The sequence below is a fragment of the Pedobacter polaris genome, from assembly GCF_005116505.1.
GTDB classification, from domain to species: domain Bacteria; phylum Bacteroidota; class Bacteroidia; order Sphingobacteriales; family Sphingobacteriaceae; genus Pedobacter; species Pedobacter polaris.
Genome location: NZ_SWBR01000004.1, coordinates 87784 through 110482 on the forward strand (window position 1 = coordinate 87784; position 22699 = coordinate 110482).

Sequence of the window (22699 nt, forward strand, 5' to 3'; positions counted from 1 at the left end):
TATGGCATTGAATATTATTATAGACAAATCTACTTTTCAGTCACTCTCATACAATGAGTTGTTAAGATTGACTTATTATTACAAACACAATATCACTCCAATATTGGTCATGGAAATTCTAGGCGACCTTAAAAAAGAAGCCAAAGATGGCAATCCACCATCTCAAAATAGAGTTATCGACTTCGCTACAAAACTTTTCCCTAGTAGTACAATTGTTAATGAGCCCTATTTCAATGCCATTACCTCAGAATTGAGTTTGGATAGGCCAATAGAAATGGATGGTCGACCTATGGTAAACATTGGTAAAGCAGTTCAAACCAAAGATGGGGCTAAAGGCTGGGTTGTTGGACAAACGCCAGAAGAAAATGCTGTTTACCAATGGCGAGATGGAAAATTTACCGAGGCAGACTTGGCGCTGTCCGAACTTTGGAGAAATACAACTACTCAAGAAGATATCCTGATCAATCTTAAAAAGCAACTTCAAGAAGTTGGCGAGAAAATCAAACTAAAAAATTTTGAGGAATTGGCCAATTATGTCCAAGATAGTATTGATGACCCTAAAAACCAGCAGTTATTGTTAATGGATTTATGTCGATCCTCAAAGATAAATGTGTTTACATCTATGAGACTTCTAAAATATTGGCAATCTAAAGGGCGACCCCTTATAAAAAACATCTTTCCTTACGCTTATCATATACTGAAAGTAAATACATTGTTCCACGTAGGACTTAAATGCGGCTTGATCAGCACTAGGCCTACAAATAAGGTTGATCTCGAGTATCTTTATTACCTTCCATTTTGCAATATTTTTACATCTAACGACCATTTGCATGTTAACTTGGCTCCATTGCTTTTAAGGGAGGATCAAGTATTTATAAAAGGTGTTGATTTGAAAGCTGATTTATCTACCATCAATGAAAAATTAGAAAAGTTAGGCGAAGAAGAAAAGGGAAAATACAAAAAAGCTCCTCCCATTGAGCCTAATTCCTTTACATTTAACATGTATAATAAGTTTTTTGACTATCCCGACGGTTTCCAATGGAGAATTCCATCCAAACCTTTACCAAAAGAAGAGCTTATTAGAAAAATGGAGGAATTTATCTCTGCGGCGGATGGGAAACCTATTGACCTGAAACATGGTGATGACGGTGAGTTTGTTGTTCGTAAATCCTACATAAGTAAAAAAGATCCTTGTATGTGCGGGAGTGGCAAATTAGTTATTGAATGTTGCATGACTGAACAACAATTCGATGATGCTGCTAGACAACAAGCAACAAAACGAACCGACAACGCCAATTAATAAATGATTTGGGATAATTTACAATAAAATGGAGAGAGTTTTAGAATTGAAATCAGTATTGCTTGACAATTACACTATAAATGAAGTAGAAAGATTTTTGTCATATCAACTGACTGTACAAGAGCGAAATTTAATTCTAGAGACGTTGGAAGCTGCTTTAATTAATGTCCCAAATAAAGCATTCGCTTGTACTCAAATTTCTGCTGCCTGGGCAGCAATGATCCAAGATCATTCAAGAATTCCAGTTGCAGTTGTATGTGGAGACTTGGCATATCGTGACACAAAATTATTTGTATGCCACTCACCTATACCAATTTTAACAACAGATGAAATCTTTATCCAAGAGTGGGATGGCCATTGTTGGTTAGAACTTGGTGGGATGATTGCGGATGCCTCAATCTTTAGAACAATCTATCAAGGACGGGTTTCTAAAACAATTAAGAATCAGATTATAGAGCAATTTGGAGAAGGCAAAGGCGCATTAATTGCCACTCCCGAGCAAATGTCAATCAATAATTTCACATATTCACCAAAATATACTTTGAATGATATTCAGATAAATGGAATTTTAAGGGGATTATTACAAGGTTAATCCACTTTATGCCCGCAAGGGCCGCCCGAAATTTTGGGCATAGCAAAGCACTAAGAACAACCTGCTCTTAGTGCCTAATTTGCATATTAAGACGCTTAATTCAGTACATTTACACCAATCCTCGCAAAATCATTGCACAAATCAAACGTAGCCTGTGCCCTACCTAGCGCACCACCCGACATGATTGAATTGAATTTGCTTCATCGGTCTTGTAGTTCTTCACGTTCTGAAAATAGCCCGTCACACTGTTGTACGTTCCGAACAAAGTGCCTTTGGTGGTTTCCATCTGCTGTGTCGGACTGCTTTCTGAATACTTTAAAACCTTATCCACTACATTATTGAATACACTAGAAAATTCATCTATTTCGCCCTCGATGATGTTTTCTAATGTTTCATTGTTGGTGCCATTGCATTTATTGTGCTTTAAAAGTGTTCAATTAACTTAAACTAAATATTTAACTAACACTATATCTCTAACTTCATTTATCATTAAAGCCAGGCTATTCAAATGAATCCTCCAAAAAGAAGAGCCAAAAGAATCCCAAATCACCCAGGAAATGAGGATATGATTGTTCATGAGGACGAGAAGCCTTTCTTAAATCTGGTCGCTCGACTTGCCGTGGAAGTCTTTTTTAAAGATGTGCTTGATATAGAAGAAGAGCAAATTACAACTACTAAAAATCGTCCGTCGACAAGTCGAAATAAAAATGTATTTTAGTAGGGACAAGCAGACGCTGTTTGAACAACTGAATATCAAGTAGTTACGCGTAAGACACTTAATATCAACAATTTACAAACTCAATTCTAGAACATTACAATATAAATAAATTTCTGATTATCAACTAATTACAAATATTATATTTTCGTGTTCAAAGATAAAATTTCATAAAAAAACGAATGCAAATACCTGATAATTAGATAGTTACATTCGTAAATTTTACATCCGGTACCCAAGAGGAGATTCGAACTCCCACACCCATACAGGCGCCAGCCCCTCAAGCTGGTGCGTCTACCAATTCCGCCACCTAGGTTTATGCTGCAAATATAAGGTTATGATTGAAATATAAAAGGTCAATGAGTTTAAATCAAACCAAATAATATTTTAAATTTTTGTATTCCCTAAACTTCATTTCATTAGGCATTATGCTTCATATGCTACCTTTGCAAACTTATTTCTGTACTCAATTGGGGTAAGTCCGGTAATCTTTTTAAAGATATCTCTAAAGGCTTTCGTATCCGTATAGCCAACATCGAACATTATTTCTGATATATTCTTTCTTGATGCCTCAAAGAATTTTTTGGCAGCCTCTATTCTTACTCTTTGTATATACTCTATAGATGTATTGTTGGTCGCCTCTTTAAATCTTCTTTCAAATGTTCTACGGCCCGTATTAATTAAATTTGCTAAACTTTCTATCGTTATTTTATCTTCATAATGTTTTTCAATATGATCCTGTACTTTCTGAATTTCTACATCAGCATGGTTTCTTTGACCTTTAAATATGGCAAATTGAGATTGGCTCTCTCTTCCAATATCTAAAGCAAAATATTTTGAAATCATTACGGCCGTTTCCCTATCAGCATACTTTTCAATTAGGTATAATATTAAATTCCATAAACTACTTGCACCGCCACTACTGTAAATATTATCGTGTTCTGTTATGATAGCTCCATCTTCTACTTCTACCTCAGGATACCTTTCCTTAAAGTCGCTAATATGAGCCCAATGTGTAGAGCATTTTTTACCATTAAGTAAACCTGTCTCTGCTAAAAGAAAGGCACCAATACATAAGCTGGCAAGACTTGAGCCGTTTTCATATAGTTTTTTAAAGTAGGGTATTGCTGCTGCATTGGCCTGTATTCCTTTGCTGGTATCGCCAAATGTTGGGGGTATAATCAATAAGTCTGTTTCAGTAACATCTTTCAGCAATCTATCGGTCTTAATGGTATATTCTCCATTGTTAGCCGGCACATACTCGTTTAAACCCACATACTCTACCTTAAAAATTGGTTTTTTACCAAAGGTGGTTAGAAACTCATTAGCAGTATGAAAGCTTCTATAAGGGGGTGTAACTGCTTCAATTACCCCATACTCAGGAACAAAAACTGAAATCCGCATATCAATTAAAGATTAAACTACTAAGCTAAAGATAGTTTGTCATAATTTACCCCTAAAGTTGTCATTTTCACAACAGACCTGATTTTATAGTCATCTATATCTTTGGATAACAAAACTTTAAAACAAATAACAATGGAACAAGCAACAAAAATTACGGTAGAAACAACAACACATGTTCCCGTAGCAAAAGTATGGAAAGCATGGAATACCCCAAGTGATATTATCCAATGGAATAGTGCAGACCCAAATTGGCATACTCCCAGTAGTGAAAACAATTTAACAGTGGGCGGAAAATTTAAACATAGAATGGAAGCTAAGGATGGCAGCTTTGGTTTCGACTTTGAAGGCACTTATGATAAAGTAGATTTACATAAGGAAATTACGTACACCATGGGTGATGGAAGAACAGCCACTACTTTGTTTGAAGAACAAAATGGCAAAACCAATATAGTTACCACATTTGATGCTGAAACACAGAACGATCCTGAATTTCAGAAACAAGGGTGGCAAGCTATCCTGAACAATTTTGTGAAATATATCGAATCAACCAATTCATAAACCCTTACTGATTTAATTATGAAAAAGAATAAAATAATCTTTTGGGTGTCAACTGTCATCATACTGCTTTGGGAAGGTTTAATGCCACTGGGTACCATGCTATTTGCACCAGAATATATAACTGTAGGAACCAGACCTCTCGGCTATCCAGATTATTTTGCCTATGCACTTGTAATTTGTAAGGTACTTGGTGTTTTTGCTATTTCTTACCCTAAAACGCCAAGTAAGCTAAAAGAATGGGCCTATTCAGGACTCACATTTAATTTAATCTTTGCCTTCATCAGCCATGCCTGTGTAGATAAAAACATAGGGTTTATGCTAATGCCTTTAGTGGTATTGGCTATCCTTGCCGTTTCTTATATTTATAAAAATAGAGTTCAGCAGAACAGCTAAAAACAAGATTAATCAACAAGTTAAATTCAATTAAAATGGCAAATACAGTTTCATTACATCGAGTAATTAAAGCAAATCCCGAAAAGGTATTTCGGGCATTTGCAGACCCTATAGCTCATTCAACTTGGCTACCACCTTATGGTTTTATATGTACGATAGAGGAAATGGATTTTAGGGTAGGGGGTAGTTTTAAAATGACTTTTATAAATTTTAGCACAGGAAATAAACATTCTTTTGGTGGTACATACCTTGAAATAAAACCCAATGAATTTATTAAGTATAGCGATAGATTTGACGATCCTAATTTACCAGGTGAAATCACTACAACCGTATGGTTAAATAAGGTTTTGTGTGGCACTGAACTTAAAGTGCTACAAGAAGGAATTCCTGAAGCAATACCAGCAGAAATGTGTTATCTAGGTTGGCAGGAATGTTTAGAGAAATTGATAAAACTTGTAGAACCTGATATTCCAGATGCTTAATTTATAAGAGATGATTGAGCATAATCATGATAAATTAATAAGTGCAATTTTCATCACATTTTCTGGAAATTGTAAAAAAGCACTCAGTTTTTACCAAACTTGTTTTGGGGGGCAATTACAGTTTGAAACCTTTGAAAAAGAGTTACAGGGTTACGAGGAAATACCTGTGATTAGTGGATCTCTAATTTCTGACAGGATAATTATTCATGGTTCAGACTTGGTGCACAATGAAGGAAGAAAAATCGGCAACTATATTTCTATTTTTTTACACTGTAAAAATACTGACGATAGACAAGAGCTTATTGAAGCTATCATGCACAATCCACTCGCAAACAGCAATGAATTTGCTCATGATAGCTTCAAAGCTGTTTATACTAATGAAAAACTAGAATTTGATAAAAAGAGTTTTTTTGCAAATAATGAGAATGAACAAAAATTAATTGAAGTAACTGATGCTTTTGATGTGAGGTGGGTATTGGGCATTCAGTAAGCTAATTAATGTAAGTTAAATGGTGCAACTCAATATCCAGAAGCTTTAATGATACTGTGTCTCAAAAGATAGGCGTGAAGAAGTTGTATAATTATTAATAGTGATTTTATAGTTCAATATTAAGCAGTACAAGAAAAACTTTTCTTTAGGAAGTTTTTTTAGTTTATTTTATGTGGAGAAAATTTCCGTACAATTCCCATAAACTCATCAGAACTTATTGAGACTTTGTTATAGACGATAGCTATCTCAACATCCGAACAGCTAACTTAAGCTATAGGTAGATGCAGTATTTAATATAATACTCCTAAATTTTATCCCAGAATAAGTATATATTCAAACTTTGGTGTCCTACCAGTGACACCAAAAACTTGGTTTACAAAAGTCGAAGTTGATGCCAGAAGAAAAAAGCAAGATCGTACAATTGTTCAGCGAAATCCAACATGGGAACAAAGCCGCGTTCGATGAACTTTTTGCCCTTTACTACGATAAACTTCTAGCCTTTGCAATACAATATATTAAACAAACCGAAAGTGCTGAAGAGATTACCTCTGAACTTTTTGTCCGAATATGGCTCAAACGAGATGGGCTGTCAAAGGTGCTCAACCCAGAAGTTTACCTTTATGTAGCTGTCAAAAACGCCTGCCTCAATCTGATCAGGTCCGATAAAAAAAGATACCTATTATTTGTAGAACAACCAAGCGGGCAACCATTTGAGCAGGTAGCAGATCACTACAGCACAGGAATAGAGGATAGGGAACTGGTAAAGTTACTTGACTTTGCAGTGGCCTCCCTTCCTGAGCAGCGTAAACTCATATTTAGGCTAGTTAAGGAGCAAGGGCTAAAAAATAGCACGGTTGCCCAAATACTAGGTATTTCCGTTAGGACTGTCGAAAACCAGCTGTATAAGGCGGTAAAGACGCTTGCTGATTCTATCAGCGGGTATCTGGGTTATCATCCGCAAACAAAAATATCCAGAAAGCAGACTTCTTCAAATTTGCTTATGCTATTTTTTTTATGAGGAAGTAAGTAGTTTTCCAAATCACCGTGTCCTTAGTATATAAGTCCCTAAATGATGAAAAGAGAAAAATTCCTAGAACTGCTGACCAGAAAACTCTCTGGAGAGATCTCTGATGAAGATAGCGAGCTGTTGGATAAGGTAATCGAGGGTAATGAAGAATATAGACTATTATCCATTGAGCTTGGTCGGTATTTCAATGGGAAGGAAAACCTCGGGTCTAGTGCCGGTAAGCTTGGCCGTACTTGGGAAACGATTACTGCTGCCAAAAACGAAGGTCTTGATGGAAGATTTGATTATTCAGCACCAAAACAAAATTCATTCTTTACTACGGCATTGTTTAAGATTGCTGCGATGTTGGTGCTGGTTATTGGTGCTGGTTTATTGGGCTACCATTTGCTAGAGCGAAGTCCTGAAGGAGATTTAGATAAGATAGCAGCAAGTGACCAAAAGGTCTTCAAGATACTTGATGACGGAACCAAGATCTGGTTGAACAAGAGAACTACCATTAGCTATAATAAGGATTTTGGAAAGCATAGACGTGAAATAACCCTAGAGGGTGAAGCTTATTTTGATGTAGCTAAAAACAGGAAAACCCCATTGTTCATTCATGCGGGAAATATAGATATCGAGGTAAAGGGCACGGCCTTTAATGTAAATGCCTATAAAGAAAATCCAGATATACAGGTTGCCTTAGTGAGGGGCCTGATCCAGGTGAGTGACAGGTTGGATGATAAAAATAGCGTGCAGCTGCATCCCAATGAGAAATTAATCTTTTCTAAATTAACCAGAGGAGACCAGCACGGCTTTCGGGTGCTCCCATTAACTCCGAACCTACTATTAACAGATACCAAATGGACTGTGGATACATTGGTGTTTCATAAGGAAAAACTCAAAGACCTTGCTCTTCGGATGGAGAAAAAGTATGGTCTTAAGATAGAAATCCAGGGCGAACACTTAAGGGAAAAGCGATTTAGTGGAACATTTACAGATGAGACCATACAACAGGCGTTGAGAGCACTCAAACTTTCCTATCCATTAACCTATACCATTGGCGATAAACTAGTGGTGATAAAAGACTGGAGATGAGGAAATTTGTGATGCTAGTACTGTTAATCTCTATCCATACTGTGCTTTTTGGGCAGGATCGAAAGTTGACATTAAACATGAACAAGCAGCCCATCAATGCTTTGTTCAAGCACATTAAAGATCAATGTAGGTACAATTTTATCTATAGCGATGAAGTGATCTCTGACACGATGCGGATATCTATTGACGTAACCAATATGCCCGTTAAGCAGGTGCTGGCAAAAGTATTGCCTGGAAACAACCTTATCTATCAGATGATATCAGATAGACTGATTGCCGTTGGGCGTAGTAGACCGGTGGTAATTACAGATGATCAGACATTAAATAAAACGATCAGTGGGATTATAGTTGACCAAAAGGGAAAAGGAATTCCCTTCGCTTCAGTCGGCCTTTTTGAATCAGGTGTACTATTAGCTGGTGTTGTAAGTGCAGAGAATGGTTATTACCAGTTTTCGCATCAATTTATCCCGAAGCGGCAGTATGCGCTAAAAATTTCTTCAGTTGGCTATCAATCTTTTGAACTAGGTTTTATATATCCAGACACAGGAATTATTACACGCATTGTAATCAGTGAAGATAGGCAAACTCTTAAAACGGTAAATGTTACTAGTGACAGGCCGTTGGTAGAAAGAAAAACGGATCGATACGTTATCAATGTAGATGGAAGTGTGCTGGGAATTGGCAACAATGGGTTAGAAGTACTTCAGAAATCTCCCGGAATATGGGTTGGTAACGATGGTTCCATCAAAATCAGAGGAAACCAATCGGTAATGGTAATGATCAATGATGTGGTGCAAAGGATGTCTGAAAGTGACCTTGCCGAATACCTGCGTACACTAAGATCGGAAGATATCAGCAAGATAGAGATCATTTCCAGTCCGCCATCAGAATTCGAAGCCGCAGGTTCAGGGGGCATTATTCATATCGTGCTTAAAAAATCGCGGAAAGATGGATTAGTCGGTTCATTGTCGGGCCAATATAGGCAACAGGAAAAGCGACCTGCCTACGGGGTGGGGGTAACGCTGAACTACAAGCTTAAAAGCCTATATCTTTCTGGAAGCATATCTGCAGGAAAGGATGAAAGTGACTATATAGCCAGTACCAAGATCAGTTATCCCAACCAGGATTTTTATTCCAGTACCACTAACAGGTACAATAACAACGGAAGATTAATGTACAGGATTGGGGCTGCTTATGATATTAGTGAAAATCAGGCCATTGGTATCCAGGCCATACAGACCAATAATAAAATGAACCAGTATTTTGATACTGACATCTTGTTTTCGGGCGCCCAATCCTTAACAGGAGATGCGAGATCCGAATGGTTCAGAAGACCCTCACTTAACGGAACAACATTAAATTATTCATTAAAAACCGATAGTTTAGGTTCGGGCCTAAAAGTGATTGCCGATTATGTAAATAGTAAACGGACAGAGCTAAACAATTTCCGCTCTGTATATACCCTGTCCCAAAAAAACTCAGACTACCGCAACAGTACGCCCAATAGTACCAATCTTTATAGCCTGCAGACTGATTATACCAAGGTATTTAAAAATACGGTTTCTTTTAAGACGGGGCTTAAGTTTGCTGCCACCAAAAGAGATAATGAGGTTGTTAATGAAAATTTTATCAATGGAAGCTGGCAATTGAACCCCAAGCTGAGTAATCGCTTTTTATATCGGGAAAATCTATCGATGGCCTACGCATCTTTAGAAAAAACATGGGGCAAACTAAGTGCGAAGGTTGGCTTAAGGGCTGAACATACTGATATGGACGGAAATTCGATCACTGGGAATGAACAGTTCAAAAGGGACTATCTTGGGTTTTTCCCTTCGGCTTTTATCTCCCAAAAACTTAACGAGCAAAGTGGGAGCGCGGTTTATTTGAACTATTCAAGAAGATTGCAACGGCCATCTTTCGCAGACCTTAATCCATATAGGTTGCAGTTTGATGATTATCTTACCCAGCTAGGAAACTCCGGTCTTACACCAGAATATACGCATAAGCTTGAACTTGGAGCAATTTTCTGGAAGGGATTTTCGGCTGACCTTTATTTTGCCCTTACGAATGATAAGATTGCTCAATTGGCGAATCCGGTAGCAGGAAATGTCATCGAATATCAACGAAGGAATTTTAATAGCAGTAATGAATATGGCTTCTCTTTTAATGCTCCGATAAAGATCATGAAAGGGTGGACCACAAACAATTCACTGGCAGGGTATAACCTCAGTTACGACTTGGATGGCTACCAGATTAGGCAAACTACATTTTATGCTAGGTCTCAGCACCAGATTGAGTTAAAAGGGGTGGTAGATTTGGATGCTGCGATAGATTACCGCTCTCCGCATGTGAGTGCGAATACTAAGATAGCCTATCAGCTTTATACAGACCTTGGAATGTCTAAAAGGTTTTTAGATAAGAGCCTGATGCTGCGTTTTTATGTATCAGACCTATTTAACACTGCAAGAGAAAAGGATCTGACGGAATTTTCGGGCACTAGGATAGATTTTTACCAGAAAAGGCCTACGCGGAATTTCAGCTTGTCGGTAAGTTATAATTTTAGCTCAGGCAAAAAGTTCAGTAATAAAAAAATCGAGCAGAGCAATGAAGACGAAAAACGCAGGATTGGAAATTAATCCTGCCCTTGGACTTGGAGGTTCAATAATGTATATAAAGCAATAACTATATGCTGAAGAAAGAACGCCACAATTTTATACTTAGCTATCTAGAGCTTAACGGAACGGTAATGGCATCAGCCCTTTGCGTATCTCTAAGCGCATCCCATGATACCATTAGGCGGGATCTGAGGGAACTTTCTGAAGATGGCAAGTTGATGAAAGTTCATGGTGGCGCAGTACTAATTAGAAGTGAAACTCAGCAATTACCCTCTACTGTAGCAAGTATTATTGCAGCAAAAACAGCCCCCTTACTTTGTAGTGATAGTTTTATTCTCACCTGTGGTGGCGAGGCGGTTATGGAAATGTACAGGTTTATTCCATCGTACTTTAATGCCACTCTTTTAACCGCAAGTATCCATACAGCAGCTAGGTATTGCGAACATCCAACTATGGAGGTTGTACAACTGGGCGATCGTATAGTCAAGACATCCAAGATTGCAGCAGGTGGTGAGGCTACAGCAAAGATCCGTCAGATTAGGGCAGATATGTGCATTCTCGATTCAACGGGCATCGACCCCCTTCGTGGCCTCACTGAAAGTAATTGGCAGATTGCCCAGGTTAAAAAAGCTATGGCTGAAAGCTCAGCAATCACCATTTGCTTGGCAGCGTCTTCAACAATAGGAAAAATAGCTGCCATGCAGGTATGTGCCCCTCAGAACCTGGCCTATCTGATCACAGAACTTGATCCTAGGGACACTATACTGGATGCCTATAGGGCAAGAGGAATCATTGTACTCTAGGTAAAGTTTGATCATTCTTTTGGTAGGGTTCATTAAAGAATTCATAAATGATTTGAAGACCAGTTCTCCAATTTAGCATGGGTTTCTTTGTGCCATGCAACCTGCTCATTTGGATAAGATTTTTTAGTTTCCAATTGATATCTTTATCGAATTAAGCATAAGATATGATTTCAAGTGGCGAGCTTCAGGAAATTCAGTTTCAGAGGGCAAATATTGTTTCTGATAAATATCCATTTAGCCTTCCTTTTTTAAAGGATTTAAATAAGCTGAAAATACATCCTCAAGTAACTTTCTTTGTTGGGGAAAATGGAATGGGTAAGTCTACATTAATAGAAGCAATTGCAGTAGCCTCTGGGTTTAATGCTGAGGGTGGAACAAAAAATTTCAATTTCAATACAAGACCATCACATTCAGATCTCCATCAGTACATTCGAACATCTAGGGGTACAAGACGTCATACAGATGGATTTTTCTTAAGAAGTGAAAGCTTCTTTAACCTAGCTACAGAGATTGAGCAATTAGATGAATCTGAAGGCGGTGATTTAATTATTAATTCATACGGGGGTAAATCTTTGCATGAGCAATCTCATGGTGAATCTTTTTGGGCCTTGTTTATGAACAGATTTCGAGGAAATGGATTTTATATTCTTGATGAACCTGAAGCTGCGCTTTCACCAACCAGACAGATGGCAATGCTCTGCAAAATGCATGAGTTGATAGATTCTGGCTCGCAGTTTATTATCGCTACACACTCTCCAATACTTATTGCCTATCCTGGGTCAATTGTTTATGAGTTTAGTCAAGATGGTATAGCCATCAAAAACTATAAAGAAACCGAGCTTTTTAGGTCATATGCTAATTTTATTCAAGACAGTGATAACCATGTGCGTTATTTACTGAGTGAATGATGAATTATTCATTCATCCCATATTTCTTTAAAATTCTCAATCAAATTGTATAAGTCTTAAAAAGTACAAACAGTTTCTATGTTAAAGAAACTTCCTTATCCTATTACTTCATTTTCTTCCTGAAACTGCTTCATCTCTGCTTCGTAAAGTAGCCGTAAAAGTTTAACTCTTAAAATGGCCTTAAGACGGGGTTAGTTCGGACTTGGTTCGGACCTGTGACAATTGTACCCGACTAAAGTGCGACTTTAATGTGAATTAAATTTAACGAGACAGATACGCTGTTAATATTCTTTTATTATCTTAGTATTAATCATCCCATAATCTTAAAAAATTATGGCAACATTCAACAACGGAATCAATGGTGGTCACTCCAGAAGTATTTTAATTAAGAAGTTTTACTATCTTTTATTGTAACGAAGTATCTTTTTTTTGTTCTAAATGACTAAACTGAATAAAAAAATATTTTCTTTGCTAAAATTTATATAAACTATTAATCAATCTATGGACTTATTGCACACCATTTTGGGTGATGACCCACAAGCAGGTATCTTAATTATTTTAAACCTTATCGTAATAGAAAGTCTTTTGTCGGTTGATAACGCTGCTGTTCTTGCTACAATGGTGATGGATTTGCCTAAACACCAAAGAGACAAGGCCCTAAAATATGGAATTATTGGTGCTTATGTTTTTAGAGGTATTTGTCTACTCTTAGCGGCTTGGTTAGTTACGATATGGTGGTTAAAACCTCTCGGTGGAATTTATTTACTGTATTTAGCATTTGATTATTTCAAAAAACGGAATGCGAAAAATAATAATGAAGAAGAAGTAGTTGATAAAAATAAAAGTTGGATTTATAGATCTACTGTAGGATTAATGGGCACTTTCTGGGCTACTGTGGCTTTAGTAGAAGTTATGGATCTTGCATTCTCAATAGATAATGTTTTTGCAGCTGTGGCTTTTACAGATAACATTTACCTTATTTACATTGGTGTTTTTATAGGTATTTTAGCAATGCGTTTTGTAGCCCAAGCCTTTGTGAAACTTATGGAAAAGTTTTCATTTTTAGAAACCGTTGCCTTTATTGTAATTGCTGTGCTCGGATTAAAATTAACTTCATCGATATTCACCCATTTTTATCCAACATCGCCAATTTCCGAAATAATTGAAGGAGAAAAAACGGATCTTTTTGTTTCTATCTTTACAGTTGTAATTTTTATTTTGCCAGTTATAACTTCAATATTATTTAACTACCCAAAGAAAAAAATACACGATACTATTATTGCTGATGAAGCCGAAGAAGTAGTTGATAAATTTTAGTTTATGCCATGATGTATATGAAATATTTCTAATTAATTCTTTCAGTTGTAAATAAAATTAATACTACATATTAGGATAATAACTAACTAAATGGCTTTTTATAAACACTATTCATTCGATCTTTGGTTAACATTGATTAAATCAAATCCAAAATTTAAGCAAGAACGAACGCTTTATTTTTATGAGCATTTTAATCTTCAAAATAAAAGTATTAATGAAGTTGCCACTATTTTTAGACAGGTAGATTTAATGATAAATGCTATTAATGAAAAGACAGGTAAAAATGTTGATGCTGATGAAATGTATTTAATGGTAATTAGTCTTATCAATGATTATCAGTTTCCATTACAAGAGGTTAATTTAGAAATTCTTTACCAACAAATGGAAGAACTGTTGCTAGCTAATATGCCAATATTATATTGTGAGGATTCTATAGACGTGTTATCAACATTAAAGAATCAAAATAAAAGCTCCATAAATATTTTAAGCAATACTGGTTTTATTAAAGGTAAAACATTGAGAAAAGTATTAGCCCATTTAAATATTGATCAGTATATTGACTTTCAATTGTACTCTGATGAAGTACGTATGTCTAAACCGAATAATAATTTTTTTCAGCTGATGCTAGATTCAATTGATAAGAATATACATCCAGAATTAAAGCTAAATGAAGTTATTCATGTTGGCGATAACCCTTTGGCAGATGTAGGTGGTGCAGAAGCAGTCGGAATTAAAAGTATGCTAATTAACTCTAACCATCTATCCATTTCACACTTGCTTTCATGATCCCATATACATATTCACTGCATAAAATAGACAATTCAACTAATTTTGGGTTTGATCCAAACGCTTATAGTCGTTTTAAGTTTGGAGATGATTTGGCCGCTAGACTATTCGGGACTTCCTTAGCCGATGGTTTTATTAAATACTACTTGTCAGAAAATATCATCAATGAACAGATTGTGGTAATTTCTAGCCCTTATAGTTTTATTCCAACGGCTACTTTTGCTATGAAAAACCATTTTGTAAGCCAATTAAATCGTTGGCTTGTAGAGCATGGACATCATTCTATTGAGGAAACAAAAGTGCACCGGACCATTACTTATAAGGAAGATTATGGCGAGCTTAGTGCAGAAGAGCGAATGAACTTGATAGGGAATGATTCATTCCACATTGATAAAGACTTTTTAAAGGGAAAAACATTACTATTTCTAGATGATATAAGAATTACAGGAAGTCATGAAAGGATGATCCTTAAAATGGCCAAGGAATACGGATTAGACAATGAAATTTACATGTTGTATTTTGCAGAACTCATCAATAAGAATATTCACCCGAGCATTGAGAACTTTTTGAACTATCATGAAGTAAAATCTATTTTTGATTTGGAGGAAATTATTGATAATGGTCATTTTTGCTTCAATACACGAATAGTAAAATACATCTTAAATACTGATTCAAATAGTTTTGTAATCTTTTTAGAGCGTAGAAATAATGAATTCATAAATAAACTTTACGATTTATCTTTAGGTAATAACTATCATACCATTGAAGCATACGTAGAAAACTTATATTTGATAAAAAATTATATTAAAAACAATAATTATAAATTAATTTAAAATGGCTATTAATTTACAAAAGGGACAAAGAGAAAATATCGACGCTCCAAAATTCACTATAGGTTTGGGATGGGATACGAATAGTTCTTCTACAGGTACAGCTTTCGATTTAGATGCTTCTATTTTCATTTTAAACGATCAAAAGAAATTAGTTTCAGATGAAAATTTTATATTCTACAACAACTTAATTTCTCCTGATGGGGCTGTTGAACATACTGGTGATAATTTAACTGGTGATGGTGATGGCGATGATGAGCAGATCAAGGTAGATCTAACTAAAGCAGACAGCAAAGTAAACGAAATCTGTGTGGTGGTTACCATCCATGATGCCGAAAATAGAAGACAAAACTTTGGTCAAGTAAGAAATTCTTTTGTGCGCATTTTTGATGCAGTAACAAATGAAGTAATTCTTAAGTATGAGTTAGAAGAAGACTTTTCTATTGAAACAGCTGTCGAGTTCGGAAGAATCTACAAACGTGATGGAAAATGGAAATTTGAAGCAGTAGGCATGGGTATGAAAGGCGGCTTACAAGATTATTTAAACAAATATCAATAAAATATGGCAATCAATCTTCAAAAAGGACAACGCATTAGTCTAGAAAAAAGCAATGGCAGTAAACTACAAAATATTTGTGTAGGTATTAACTGGGGCGCAATAGAAAAAAAGGGCTTATTCGGTTTTAGTAAATCTAAGGAAGCAGTAGATTTAGACGCTAGTTGTGCCTTATATACTGAAACAAAGCAGCTATCGGAAGTTATTTATTTCGGCAACCTAAAATCTAAAAATGGATCAGTAGCACACAGTGGTGATGATTTAACTGGAGATATGGGTGGAGATGATGGTTTGGACAATGAAATTATTACTCTTGATTTTTCTAAGCTTGATGCAAGTGTAAACTATGTTGCTTTTGTATTAAACAGTTTTAGAGGACATGATTTTGGCACTATCCCTTTTGCTTCTATACGTATTTATGAAGGAACTAATAAACGTGTAAATGAAGTTTTTGCAACTTATGATATCGCAAATGGATCTAATTTTGCTGGTCATGTTTCTATGGTAATGGGTGTTTTTTACAAGAAAAATGACGAATGGAAATTCAATGCTATTGGAGAACCAACAAAAGATAAAAAACTAGAAGATACTGTTAAAACTGTAACTCAACACTATTTATAACCAAATCGGTCACACTCAATATGGAAACTAACGCTACCGTTACACCAACTCTTACTCCTGTGAAATTGGATAAGGATGGTAACATCAATCTCGAAAATTTATCAACTGAAGAATCAGCAAAATACAAGGAAATTGGTAAATCTTTAGAGGTTTCTGATGTAAACTCCATTTTAAATTATGGAAGTGAAGCTCAGAATTCTATGGAGAAATACAGTAATGATTTTTTATCATCTGTAAGAACTTATAATAGTGGAGAGGTTGGTGGATTGATTAATGAACTTTTAACAGAGCTTAATTATATTGATGTATCTGAACTAGAACAGGGTTTTTTTAAAAGAATAATCTCTAGAATTCCATTATTGAATAAGTTAATTGTTGATGCCAAAAAACTTTTTCAAAAGTATGATGTGGTTGTTAATAATATTGATAAGATTACCAATAAGATAAAAGCTGGTCGGTTAAACTCCATTAAAGACAATAGCGCACTTCAAACTATGTTTGATAGCAATGTGAATTATATCCATCAGATGGAAGAATTAATTATTTCTGGTCAGATAAAATATAATGAGTTTCAGCTTAAATTGGCAGAAATGGAAGGAAGGCCAGCAGATTATCAAGATTATGAAATTGCAGATTTAAGAGATTTCACAAGCCGGTTAGATAAAAGATTGGCTGATATGAAAATTGTTCGTTTCATTATGTTACAATCTTTAGCACAAATTAGGGTAGTGCAAAACAACAATACCTCTATAGCAGAAAAAGCACAATCTATAGTTTCTACTACAATTCCGGTATGGAAAAACCAATTAACTATTGCAGTTGCGCTACAACGACAAAAAGCTAATGTAGAAATGCAGAAAAAGATTTCTGATACTACAAATACCATTCTTCAGAAAAATGCAGAGATGTTAAAACAAAATAGTATCGATGTGGCCAAGGAAAATGAAAAAACAGTGGTTTCTTTAGAAACTTTGAAATTAACTACATCTTCATTAATTGAAACACTAAATGAAGTGAAACAAATTCATGAAGCTGGGGCACAAAGCAGAAAAGTACTTGATGGAGAATTGAAAACTTTAGAAGCTGAGCTGAAAAAGAATGTGACCAGGACGAGTTAAAAACCCATGGATGAATACCGATTAAATATCATTAAAAAATCAAATGCAGAAATCAACCGTTTACAGTTGCTTTCTGCATTTTTTGATGATGAGGTGATCTATAAAATATATTTAAGAAGCCAGGTAATCCATCAACTTTTTGTAAACAATGAAGAACTAGAAATCGAAAAACTAGATCTTTTTCACCTACAGTTTACGGGCAGCGTAATCGAATTGCTTAAGAAAATTAAAAAAGGTAATGAGAAAAATTTCTCTCTTATTTATGATGAGATAGATTTGAATGAAGAACTGATTGACAGAATGTCTGGTTCGGTAATCAATAGCAAAAATTTTAATCTAGATAAAAAAAGACAATCCTTAAAAATCAACCTTTCTTTAAGAAACCTCTTCAATGTCTTTTCAGATTTAAACTCCGATTTCCCTTTTGCTAAAAATATAAATGCTTTTAGTGCAAAGTATGCGAAAGATTTCTATTTCGACCTAGCTACAAATCAACTGGCAACTTTAATCAATTACCAAAACAAGCAAGTTTATAATAATACTTATGCAACAATTGAAAGAAAGTTGATGGGTAAATTATGTAAATATGATTTTAGAACCGAATTTTATTCAGGCTTTAAATCTGGTGAATTAGTAATTGAAATTTATAAATTTTTAGACCGAGAGGACTATTTCCTATTTTTCCCAAGCAGAAATTTATTTCTTTTTTGTGATTTGAATTTGATGAAAGAAGTTGATATGTCTAATAACAGTTCAGAAAAAGAAAGAATTGTACAAGAACTACAATATAAAAATGACAGGTTAAAAAGTAATGCTGCGGTTTTAAAAACTGCAATAGCTCAAGAAATAATTGACTTACTGGAGGACAGTTATCAAAAAATTTCTGATATCAATTTTTTAAACCATTTGAATAATTTCGATGTACAATCTAACATTCTAAAAACAATGTTAAAGACAGATCTTTTTTAGTCGAATAAGCTGGAAGCTGAAAATCTAATTTTTTAATGATTTGTTATCAGAAAAGAAAACATCTAGTGTACCTATAAAATGGCTAACATGATTAATTTCTCTAACTTGATATTCATGTTGACTTAAATTAAATTTTTCAATGAAAACGCCACTTTTGGTATTGAATTTTAAATATCCTTCTTCAAAAAAGCGTTCTTCAATTGCATAAGAAGAATCTAAAAAATTTAATTTTAACGAAATAACCTGTTGCTGGTCTTTACTAATCTTCAACCAAACAAAATCATTCAATAAATTTGGTTCCTCCTTCTTCACCTCCAACAAAAAATGATCAGAATTTTCTAAGATATTTTTACACTTAAACAAGCTTGATAGGTGTAAATCAGATTTGGATGAAGGGCGTAAGTATAACATTTGATTGAACTAATTCGAAAGGTAAAACACAACAATATGCCTTTTGTTTTAAGATTAACATTAAATAGCATTCCTAAAAGAAGTTAAATAGGTTAATTAATTAAGGCGATAAGTTGTGTGGTAATTTACCTCACCTGAAATTTCTCCCTATACTGTGAAGGTGTCATTCCAACGCTCTTTTTAAAGATTTTTCTAAAAGCTTTAGGGTCGCTATAGCCAGAATGAAAAATTATCTCGCTCATTTGTTGAGCAGTTCTTTCCAATAGTTTTTTAGCGGCCTCAATGCGCGTTTGTTGCAAATATTCAATTGGAGTAATACCTGTAATCTGTTTAAATCGTCTCACAATGTTTCGTCTGCTGGATGGGATATCTTTAATCAGTTCCTCAATTGTAGCAGTATCATGGTAGTTACTTTCAATTTTTTCTTGTGCTATAGCTACTAAATCATCATTGTGGTTTCTAGAAGGTTGAAAAGTGCTAAAATAAGATTGTCTGTCTCTATCCATATCAATAGCAAAAACTTTAGCAGTTTTAATGGCCATTTCTTTTCCGCAAAACTCTTGTATCAAATGCAGTAATAAATGGAATGAAGATGTAGCGCCGCCACTTGTATATAGTCTGCCATCTTGTGTAACTGTTTTATCTGCTTTTAGTTTTACTTCGGGGAAAGCAATTGCAAAGCCACTGCTTGCATCAACATGTGTTGTGGCAATTTTTCCATTTAATAAACCACTAGCACCCAATAAAAAAGCACCAGTACAAAATGTGCCAATACTTGCACCTTGGTTATATTGTTTAATAAGATGAGGTATACAAGCCGAATTTGTTTGTATGGTTTGAGGCATATTTTCGGTAGTAAAAGCTGGAAGTAATATCAAATCCATTACTTCTGGAGTATTTATAGCAAGTAATGGATAGCCAAATGCCTCGTTATTTTTTGCTGCTTCTTCTGGCGATGCTAAAAGTTTAATTAGAAAGGGTTTTTCTTCATTGTTGGCTAAATGAAATTTATTTACAGTTTCAAAAACTTCTAATATAGCAGCAACACTTAATAATTTATAGTTTTTACTTAATAAAACAGCTATTTTTTTCATGTTAAAAACAGTTAGTTTTTAAAGATATAATTATTTGTCTTAAATGCCCCCTAATGTTGACTTTTATAGCAAGCAAGTTACATGCTAAGTTGTTTTAACTTAGTGTAACCAAAAATTAAAAAAAATATGGAAACGAAACCGGTAAGTAACAGAATGTATGCACTCTTAATATTGTTTGACATGCACACCAATTATTATTGCAATGCAATAGATGGTATTAGTGATGATGATGCTCAACAACGACTAAATACAAAGGCAAATCACATAGCTTGGCTTGCTGGAAGTTTGGTGCAAGAAAGATATGAACTGGCTAATATTTTCGGATTAACCTTAAAAGCAGAGGCAGATGACCTTTTTAAAGACCATAAAGGTATTCAGGATACAGCCAAATATCCTTCGTTGGCAGCATATGAGAAAGATTGGAAAAAGATCACACCAATCTTACGAGAGAAACTTGTAAATGCTACAGAAGAACAATTAGACAAGGTTTTAGAATATCCTGGAATGAGTTTTCCGGTATTTGAGATGGTTTCCTTTGATATTTATCGCGAAGCAAACTGCATTGGTCAAATTGCACTATGGCGTAGATTACTTGGATATGATGCAATTAAATACATGTAAATATGATCAATAAAGAAGAAGTTAAAAACGATTTTATCAAGGTGTTTTCTGCTTTCGAAAACTCAATTCATCTATTTGATGATCAGAATTTTAATACTGTTCCTTTTGCTGAGAGTTGGACACCTGGGCAAGTTGTAAGACATGTTGTTTTAGCTAGCGATGGATTTGAACATATTTTAAAAGGAGAGGTAAAAGATACCGAAAGGCCCTTTGATGAATTGAAGCCAAGAGTTAAAGCAGATTTTTTAAATTTTGGAATTAAGATGAAATCTCCAGATTTTATTTTACCCAAAATGAAAGACTATGATAAAGAACAGTTAACTACCAAAATAAGGAGCATAAAAGAAGCAATAGTTCATGAAATTGATGCGCTAGATTTAACAAAAACTTGCTTAGGTTTTGAAATACCAGGTTATGGTTTTTTTACAAGATATGAAGCTATTTATTTTGTGATTTATCATACACAAAGACATAATCATCAGCTAAATGAAATCTATAGATTTCTAAAAATAGCTTAAATCACCATTAGAAAACTAATTAATTACCAAATCGGCTCACCTTAATATTAACACATTTAAAATGACAGTACTTTTAACCATCCTTCTGGTATTTGCAATTCTTATTGCATTTCTATTATTTCTAGCGCTAATTACAAAAAAAGAATATGCTATTGAACGTGAAATTGTAATCAATAAATCCACCCAAGTAGTTTTTGATTATGTGAAATTGATAAAAAATCAAGAAAAGTATAATGTATGGGTAATGAAAGATCCTAATGTGAAAATTGATTACATGGGTATTGATGGTACTAAGGGTTTTGTAAGTGCTTGGGAAGGAAATAAACAAGCAGGAAAAGGTGAGCAAGAAATTAAGGAAATTAACAATGGGAAAGGTTTAAATATTGAAATCAGATTTGAAAAACCATTTGAAAACATAGGACAGACTTACTTTACTACAACCCCTGTTTCAGAAAATGAAACTAGTCTTAAATGGCAGATGATTGGAAAAAATAAATTCCCACTTAATCTGATGAATTTAATAATTGATGGATTATTAGGTAAAGACATGCAAAAAAGCTTAGTAAATGTAAAAGGAATCCTAGAAACTATTTAGTAATATCAATCAAAAAATAAAAATTATGTTAGTAAATCCGTATTTAAACTTTAATGGTAATACCGAAGAAGTTTTCAATTTTTACAAATCAGTTTTTGGTGGTGAGTTTATTGTCTTACAACGCTTTAAAGACATTCCAAGTGGGGAGAATAATAGTGAAGGATGCGTGGATGAAGTGCCAGAATCAGAAAGCAATAAAATTATGCATATCGCTTTAAACATTGGTTCTACCATGTTAATGGGAACAGATGTGCCATCAAATATGGAGCAAGTTAAAACAGGAACAAATTTATCGCTTTGCATAAGTACAGACAGTAGAGAAGATTCTGATAGAATTTTTAAAGGTTTAAGTGAAGGAGGGAAAGTGCAAATGCCTTTGCAGGATATGTTTTGGGGAGATTATTATGGCATGTTAACTGATAAATATGGAACGCAATGGATGATCAGTTATAATGCTGAATATGATGGTAAAAACAATAAATCTTAAAGCGGCTAAAAGGAAAACACAAAATCTTGTAACGATTTAACCTATTAACCATCTAAATAATGAACTTATCTAGCGGTTAATAGGCTTATTTAAACAATAAATAATATGGTCGAAGTTTTTAAAACAGATGTAAAAAACTGCGAAGATGCAAAAGCGCTAATTGTACAGATACAAGAAAATTTTGATGGTTATATTGCAAATTTCGATTTAGAGGATTGTGACCTTATTTTAAGGGTCGAATACCTGACAGGTTCGGTAATGGCTGAACCGATTATCTCACTGCTAAAGCAAAATGGATTTCATGCCGAAATTTTGGTTGATGATTTTCAACCTGTAGTTACTCCATTTATCAATAAGTAATTTTTTATTATAGAATAATGTCATTTTCTATTCATCTTAGGAATGAAATTTC

At 34.6% G+C, this 22699-nt stretch carries 28 protein-coding genes and 1 tRNA gene; 24 read left to right on the forward strand and 5 right to left on the reverse strand.

The window, feature by feature from the left end; genetic code table 11:
• Position 1: 1 nt before the first annotated feature.
• Entirely contained in the window at positions 2 to 1300 is a 1299-nt protein-coding gene (locus FA048_RS15100; RefSeq protein WP_136842601.1) for a hypothetical protein, read from the forward strand.
• Positions 1301 to 1328: 28 nt separating this feature from the next.
• The gene (locus FA048_RS15105) at positions 1329 to 1892 is read left to right on the forward strand and encodes a hypothetical protein (RefSeq protein ID WP_136842604.1); all 564 of its coding nucleotides are present in this window, start codon (positions 1329 to 1331) and stop codon (positions 1890 to 1892) included.
• A gap of 163 nt (positions 1893 to 2055) precedes the next feature.
• On the opposite strand, the gene FA048_RS20125 is transcribed toward FA048_RS15105, so the two are convergent.
• Positions 2056 to 2271, reverse strand: coding sequence for a DUF932 domain-containing protein (locus tag FA048_RS20125; protein ID WP_136843202.1), 216 nt, complete (start codon positions 2269 to 2271; stop codon positions 2056 to 2058).
• 129 nt (positions 2272 to 2400) lie between these two features.
• Here FA048_RS20125 and FA048_RS15115 point away from each other — a divergent pair, with 129 nt between their 5' ends.
• Entirely contained in the window at positions 2401 to 2610 is a 210-nt protein-coding gene (locus FA048_RS15115) for a hypothetical protein (RefSeq protein ID WP_136842606.1), read from the forward strand.
• 229 nt (positions 2611 to 2839) lie between these two features.
• Here FA048_RS15115 and FA048_RS15120 read toward each other — a convergent pair.
• Together FA048_RS15120 and FA048_RS15125 are read right to left on the reverse strand one after the other, a co-directional pair.
• Positions 2840 to 2923, reverse strand: a tRNA-Leu gene (locus FA048_RS15120).
• A 110-nt stretch (positions 2924 to 3033) separates the two neighbouring features.
• Positions 3034 to 4011: a GlxA family transcriptional regulator gene (locus FA048_RS15125; protein WP_136842608.1), complete on the reverse strand. Its 978-nt coding sequence runs from the start codon at positions 4009 to 4011 to the stop codon at positions 3034 to 3036.
• A gap of 132 nt (positions 4012 to 4143) precedes the next feature.
• Here FA048_RS15125 and FA048_RS15130 point away from each other — a divergent pair, with 132 nt between their 5' ends.
• The 16 genes from FA048_RS15130 to FA048_RS15205 all read left to right on the forward strand — a co-directional run bounded on the left by FA048_RS15130 (position 4144) and on the right by FA048_RS15205 (position 18561).
• Positions 4144 to 4569 carry an SRPBCC family protein gene (locus FA048_RS15130; RefSeq protein WP_136842610.1) on the forward strand — a complete coding sequence of 142 codons (426 nt, stop codon included), beginning with the start codon at positions 4144 to 4146 and terminating at the stop codon, positions 4567 to 4569.
• An 18-nt stretch (positions 4570 to 4587) separates the two neighbouring features.
• On the forward strand, positions 4588 to 4962 hold the full coding sequence (locus tag FA048_RS15135; protein WP_136842612.1) for a DoxX family protein: 375 nt from the start codon (positions 4588 to 4590) through the stop codon (positions 4960 to 4962).
• 35 nt (positions 4963 to 4997) lie between these two features.
• A complete protein-coding gene (locus tag FA048_RS15140) occupies positions 4998 to 5444 on the forward strand; it encodes an SRPBCC family protein (protein WP_136842614.1) in 447 nt (148 codons plus the stop codon).
• 10 nt (positions 5445 to 5454) lie between these two features.
• On the forward strand, positions 5455 to 5934 hold the full coding sequence (locus tag FA048_RS15145; RefSeq protein WP_136842616.1) for a VOC family protein: 480 nt from the start codon (positions 5455 to 5457) through the stop codon (positions 5932 to 5934).
• A gap of 391 nt (positions 5935 to 6325) precedes the next feature.
• Positions 6326 to 6952, forward strand: coding sequence for an RNA polymerase sigma-70 factor (locus FA048_RS15150; RefSeq protein ID WP_136842618.1), 627 nt, complete (start codon positions 6326 to 6328; stop codon positions 6950 to 6952).
• A gap of 51 nt (positions 6953 to 7003) precedes the next feature.
• Positions 7004 to 8038 carry a FecR family protein gene (locus tag FA048_RS15155; RefSeq protein ID WP_136842621.1) on the forward strand — a complete coding sequence of 345 codons (1035 nt, stop codon included), beginning with the start codon at positions 7004 to 7006 and terminating at the stop codon, positions 8036 to 8038.
• Between the two features lie 77 nt (positions 8039 to 8115).
• Positions 8116 to 10674 (forward strand): outer membrane beta-barrel protein, encoded by a 2559-nt coding sequence (locus FA048_RS15160; protein WP_169306884.1) that lies wholly within the window; start codon positions 8116 to 8118, stop codon positions 10672 to 10674.
• Between the two features lie 50 nt (positions 10675 to 10724).
• Complete coding sequence (locus FA048_RS15165; RefSeq protein ID WP_136842625.1) at positions 10725 to 11456, forward strand: DeoR/GlpR family DNA-binding transcription regulator; 732 nt, start codon at positions 10725 to 10727, stop codon at positions 11454 to 11456.
• A gap of 164 nt (positions 11457 to 11620) precedes the next feature.
• A complete protein-coding gene (locus tag FA048_RS15170) occupies positions 11621 to 12364 on the forward strand; it encodes an AAA family ATPase (RefSeq protein WP_136842627.1) in 744 nt (247 codons plus the stop codon).
• A gap of 501 nt (positions 12365 to 12865) precedes the next feature.
• Positions 12866 to 13681, forward strand: coding sequence for a TerC family protein (locus FA048_RS15175; RefSeq protein ID WP_136842628.1), 816 nt, complete (start codon positions 12866 to 12868; stop codon positions 13679 to 13681).
• A gap of 90 nt (positions 13682 to 13771) precedes the next feature.
• Positions 13772 to 14467, forward strand: a complete 696-nt coding sequence (locus FA048_RS15180; protein WP_136842630.1) for an HAD family hydrolase — start codon at positions 13772 to 13774, stop codon at positions 14465 to 14467.
• Entirely contained in the window at positions 14464 to 15300 is an 837-nt protein-coding gene (locus FA048_RS15185; protein WP_136842632.1) for a phosphoribosyltransferase family protein, read from the forward strand. Before FA048_RS15180 ends, FA048_RS15185 begins: the two co-directional genes overlap by 4 nt.
• A 1-nt stretch (position 15301) precedes the next feature.
• Complete coding sequence (locus FA048_RS15190) at positions 15302 to 15856, forward strand: TerD family protein (protein ID WP_136842635.1); 555 nt, start codon at positions 15302 to 15304, stop codon at positions 15854 to 15856.
• Positions 15857 to 15859: 3 nt separating this feature from the next.
• Positions 15860 to 16474: a TerD family protein gene (locus tag FA048_RS15195; RefSeq protein WP_136842637.1), complete on the forward strand. Its 615-nt coding sequence runs from the start codon at positions 15860 to 15862 to the stop codon at positions 16472 to 16474.
• Between the two features lie 20 nt (positions 16475 to 16494).
• A complete protein-coding gene (locus tag FA048_RS15200) occupies positions 16495 to 17592 on the forward strand; it encodes a toxic anion resistance protein (protein ID WP_136842639.1) in 1098 nt (365 codons plus the stop codon).
• A 6-nt stretch (positions 17593 to 17598) separates the two neighbouring features.
• Positions 17599 to 18561 (forward strand): hypothetical protein, encoded by a 963-nt coding sequence (locus FA048_RS15205; protein WP_136842641.1) that lies wholly within the window; start codon positions 17599 to 17601, stop codon positions 18559 to 18561.
• A 24-nt stretch (positions 18562 to 18585) separates the two neighbouring features.
• Here FA048_RS15205 and FA048_RS15210 read toward each other — a convergent pair whose 3' ends face one another.
• Positions 18586 to 18873 carry a hypothetical protein gene (locus FA048_RS15210; protein WP_136842643.1) on the reverse strand — a complete coding sequence of 96 codons (288 nt, stop codon included), beginning with the start codon at positions 18871 to 18873 and terminating at the stop codon, positions 18586 to 18588.
• A 224-nt stretch (positions 18874 to 19097) separates the two neighbouring features.
• Complete coding sequence (locus FA048_RS15215; RefSeq protein WP_136842645.1) at positions 19098 to 20066, reverse strand: GlxA family transcriptional regulator; 969 nt, start codon at positions 20064 to 20066, stop codon at positions 19098 to 19100.
• A gap of 126 nt (positions 20067 to 20192) precedes the next feature.
• On the opposite strand from FA048_RS15215, the gene FA048_RS15220 reads away from it, so the two are divergent.
• The 5 genes from FA048_RS15220 (at position 20193) to FA048_RS15240 (ending at position 22647) form a co-directional block, all read left to right on the forward strand.
• A complete protein-coding gene (locus FA048_RS15220; protein WP_136842646.1) occupies positions 20193 to 20687 on the forward strand; it encodes a DinB family protein in 495 nt (164 codons plus the stop codon).
• Between the two features lie 2 nt (positions 20688 to 20689).
• Entirely contained in the window at positions 20690 to 21205 is a 516-nt protein-coding gene (locus tag FA048_RS15225) for a DinB family protein (RefSeq protein WP_136842648.1), read from the forward strand.
• 61 nt (positions 21206 to 21266) lie between these two features.
• Positions 21267 to 21800, forward strand: coding sequence for an SRPBCC family protein (locus FA048_RS15230; protein ID WP_136842651.1), 534 nt, complete (start codon positions 21267 to 21269; stop codon positions 21798 to 21800).
• A gap of 25 nt (positions 21801 to 21825) precedes the next feature.
• Positions 21826 to 22287 carry a VOC family protein gene (locus tag FA048_RS15235; protein WP_317130525.1) on the forward strand — a complete coding sequence of 154 codons (462 nt, stop codon included), beginning with the start codon at positions 21826 to 21828 and terminating at the stop codon, positions 22285 to 22287.
• 105 nt (positions 22288 to 22392) lie between these two features.
• The gene (locus FA048_RS15240; protein ID WP_136842654.1) at positions 22393 to 22647 is read left to right on the forward strand and encodes a hypothetical protein; all 255 of its coding nucleotides are present in this window, start codon (positions 22393 to 22395) and stop codon (positions 22645 to 22647) included.
• Positions 22648 to 22699: the final 52 nt, after the last annotated feature.

Bases quoted from the DNA above. Each gene is read 5' to 3' on its own strand.
- FA048_RS15235 (WP_317130525.1), top strand. From the start codon at position 21,826: ATGTTAGTAAATCCGTATTTAAACTTTAATGGTAATACCGAAGAAGTT.
- FA048_RS15230 (WP_136842651.1), top strand. From the start codon at position 21,267: ATGACAGTACTTTTAACCATCCTTCTGGTATTTGCAATTCTTATTGCA.
- FA048_RS15145 (WP_136842616.1), top strand. From the start codon at position 5,455: ATGATTGAGCATAATCATGATAAATTAATAAGTGCAATTTTCATCACA.
- FA048_RS15160 (WP_169306884.1), top strand. From the start codon at position 8,116: ATGAACAAGCAGCCCATCAATGCTTTGTTCAAGCACATTAAAGATCAA.
- FA048_RS15220 (WP_136842646.1), top strand. From the start codon at position 20,193: ATGGAAACGAAACCGGTAAGTAACAGAATGTATGCACTCTTAATATTG.
- FA048_RS15205 (WP_136842641.1), top strand. From the start codon at position 17,599: ATGGATGAATACCGATTAAATATCATTAAAAAATCAAATGCAGAAATC.
- FA048_RS15150 (WP_136842618.1), top strand. From the start codon at position 6,326: ATGCCAGAAGAAAAAAGCAAGATCGTACAATTGTTCAGCGAAATCCAA.
- FA048_RS15225 (WP_136842648.1), top strand. From the start codon at position 20,690: ATGATCAATAAAGAAGAAGTTAAAAACGATTTTATCAAGGTGTTTTCT.
- FA048_RS15175 (WP_136842628.1), top strand. From the start codon at position 12,866: ATGGACTTATTGCACACCATTTTGGGTGATGACCCACAAGCAGGTATC.
- FA048_RS15125 (WP_136842608.1), bottom strand. From the start codon at position 4,011: ATGCGGATTTCAGTTTTTGTTCCTGAGTATGGGGTAATTGAAGCAGTT.
- FA048_RS15190 (WP_136842635.1), top strand. From the start codon at position 15,302: ATGGCTATTAATTTACAAAAGGGACAAAGAGAAAATATCGACGCTCCA.
- FA048_RS15115 (WP_136842606.1), top strand. From the start codon at position 2,401: ATGAATCCTCCAAAAAGAAGAGCCAAAAGAATCCCAAATCACCCAGGA.
- FA048_RS15180 (WP_136842630.1), top strand. From the start codon at position 13,772: ATGGCTTTTTATAAACACTATTCATTCGATCTTTGGTTAACATTGATT.
- FA048_RS15100 (WP_136842601.1), top strand. From the start codon at position 2: ATGGCATTGAATATTATTATAGACAAATCTACTTTTCAGTCACTCTCA.
- FA048_RS15185 (WP_136842632.1), top strand. From the start codon at position 14,464: ATGATCCCATATACATATTCACTGCATAAAATAGACAATTCAACTAAT.
- FA048_RS15165 (WP_136842625.1), top strand. From the start codon at position 10,725: ATGCTGAAGAAAGAACGCCACAATTTTATACTTAGCTATCTAGAGCTT.
- FA048_RS15155 (WP_136842621.1), top strand. From the start codon at position 7,004: ATGATGAAAAGAGAAAAATTCCTAGAACTGCTGACCAGAAAACTCTCT.
- FA048_RS15105 (WP_136842604.1), top strand. From the start codon at position 1,329: ATGGAGAGAGTTTTAGAATTGAAATCAGTATTGCTTGACAATTACACT.
- FA048_RS15170 (WP_136842627.1), top strand. From the start codon at position 11,621: ATGATTTCAAGTGGCGAGCTTCAGGAAATTCAGTTTCAGAGGGCAAAT.
- FA048_RS15130 (WP_136842610.1), top strand. From the start codon at position 4,144: ATGGAACAAGCAACAAAAATTACGGTAGAAACAACAACACATGTTCCC.
- FA048_RS15240 (WP_136842654.1), top strand. From the start codon at position 22,393: ATGGTCGAAGTTTTTAAAACAGATGTAAAAAACTGCGAAGATGCAAAA.
- FA048_RS15215 (WP_136842645.1), bottom strand. From the start codon at position 20,066: ATGAAAAAAATAGCTGTTTTATTAAGTAAAAACTATAAATTATTAAGT.
- FA048_RS15200 (WP_136842639.1), top strand. From the start codon at position 16,495: ATGGAAACTAACGCTACCGTTACACCAACTCTTACTCCTGTGAAATTG.
- FA048_RS15195 (WP_136842637.1), top strand. From the start codon at position 15,860: ATGGCAATCAATCTTCAAAAAGGACAACGCATTAGTCTAGAAAAAAGC.
- FA048_RS15140 (WP_136842614.1), top strand. From the start codon at position 4,998: ATGGCAAATACAGTTTCATTACATCGAGTAATTAAAGCAAATCCCGAA.
- FA048_RS15135 (WP_136842612.1), top strand. From the start codon at position 4,588: ATGAAAAAGAATAAAATAATCTTTTGGGTGTCAACTGTCATCATACTG.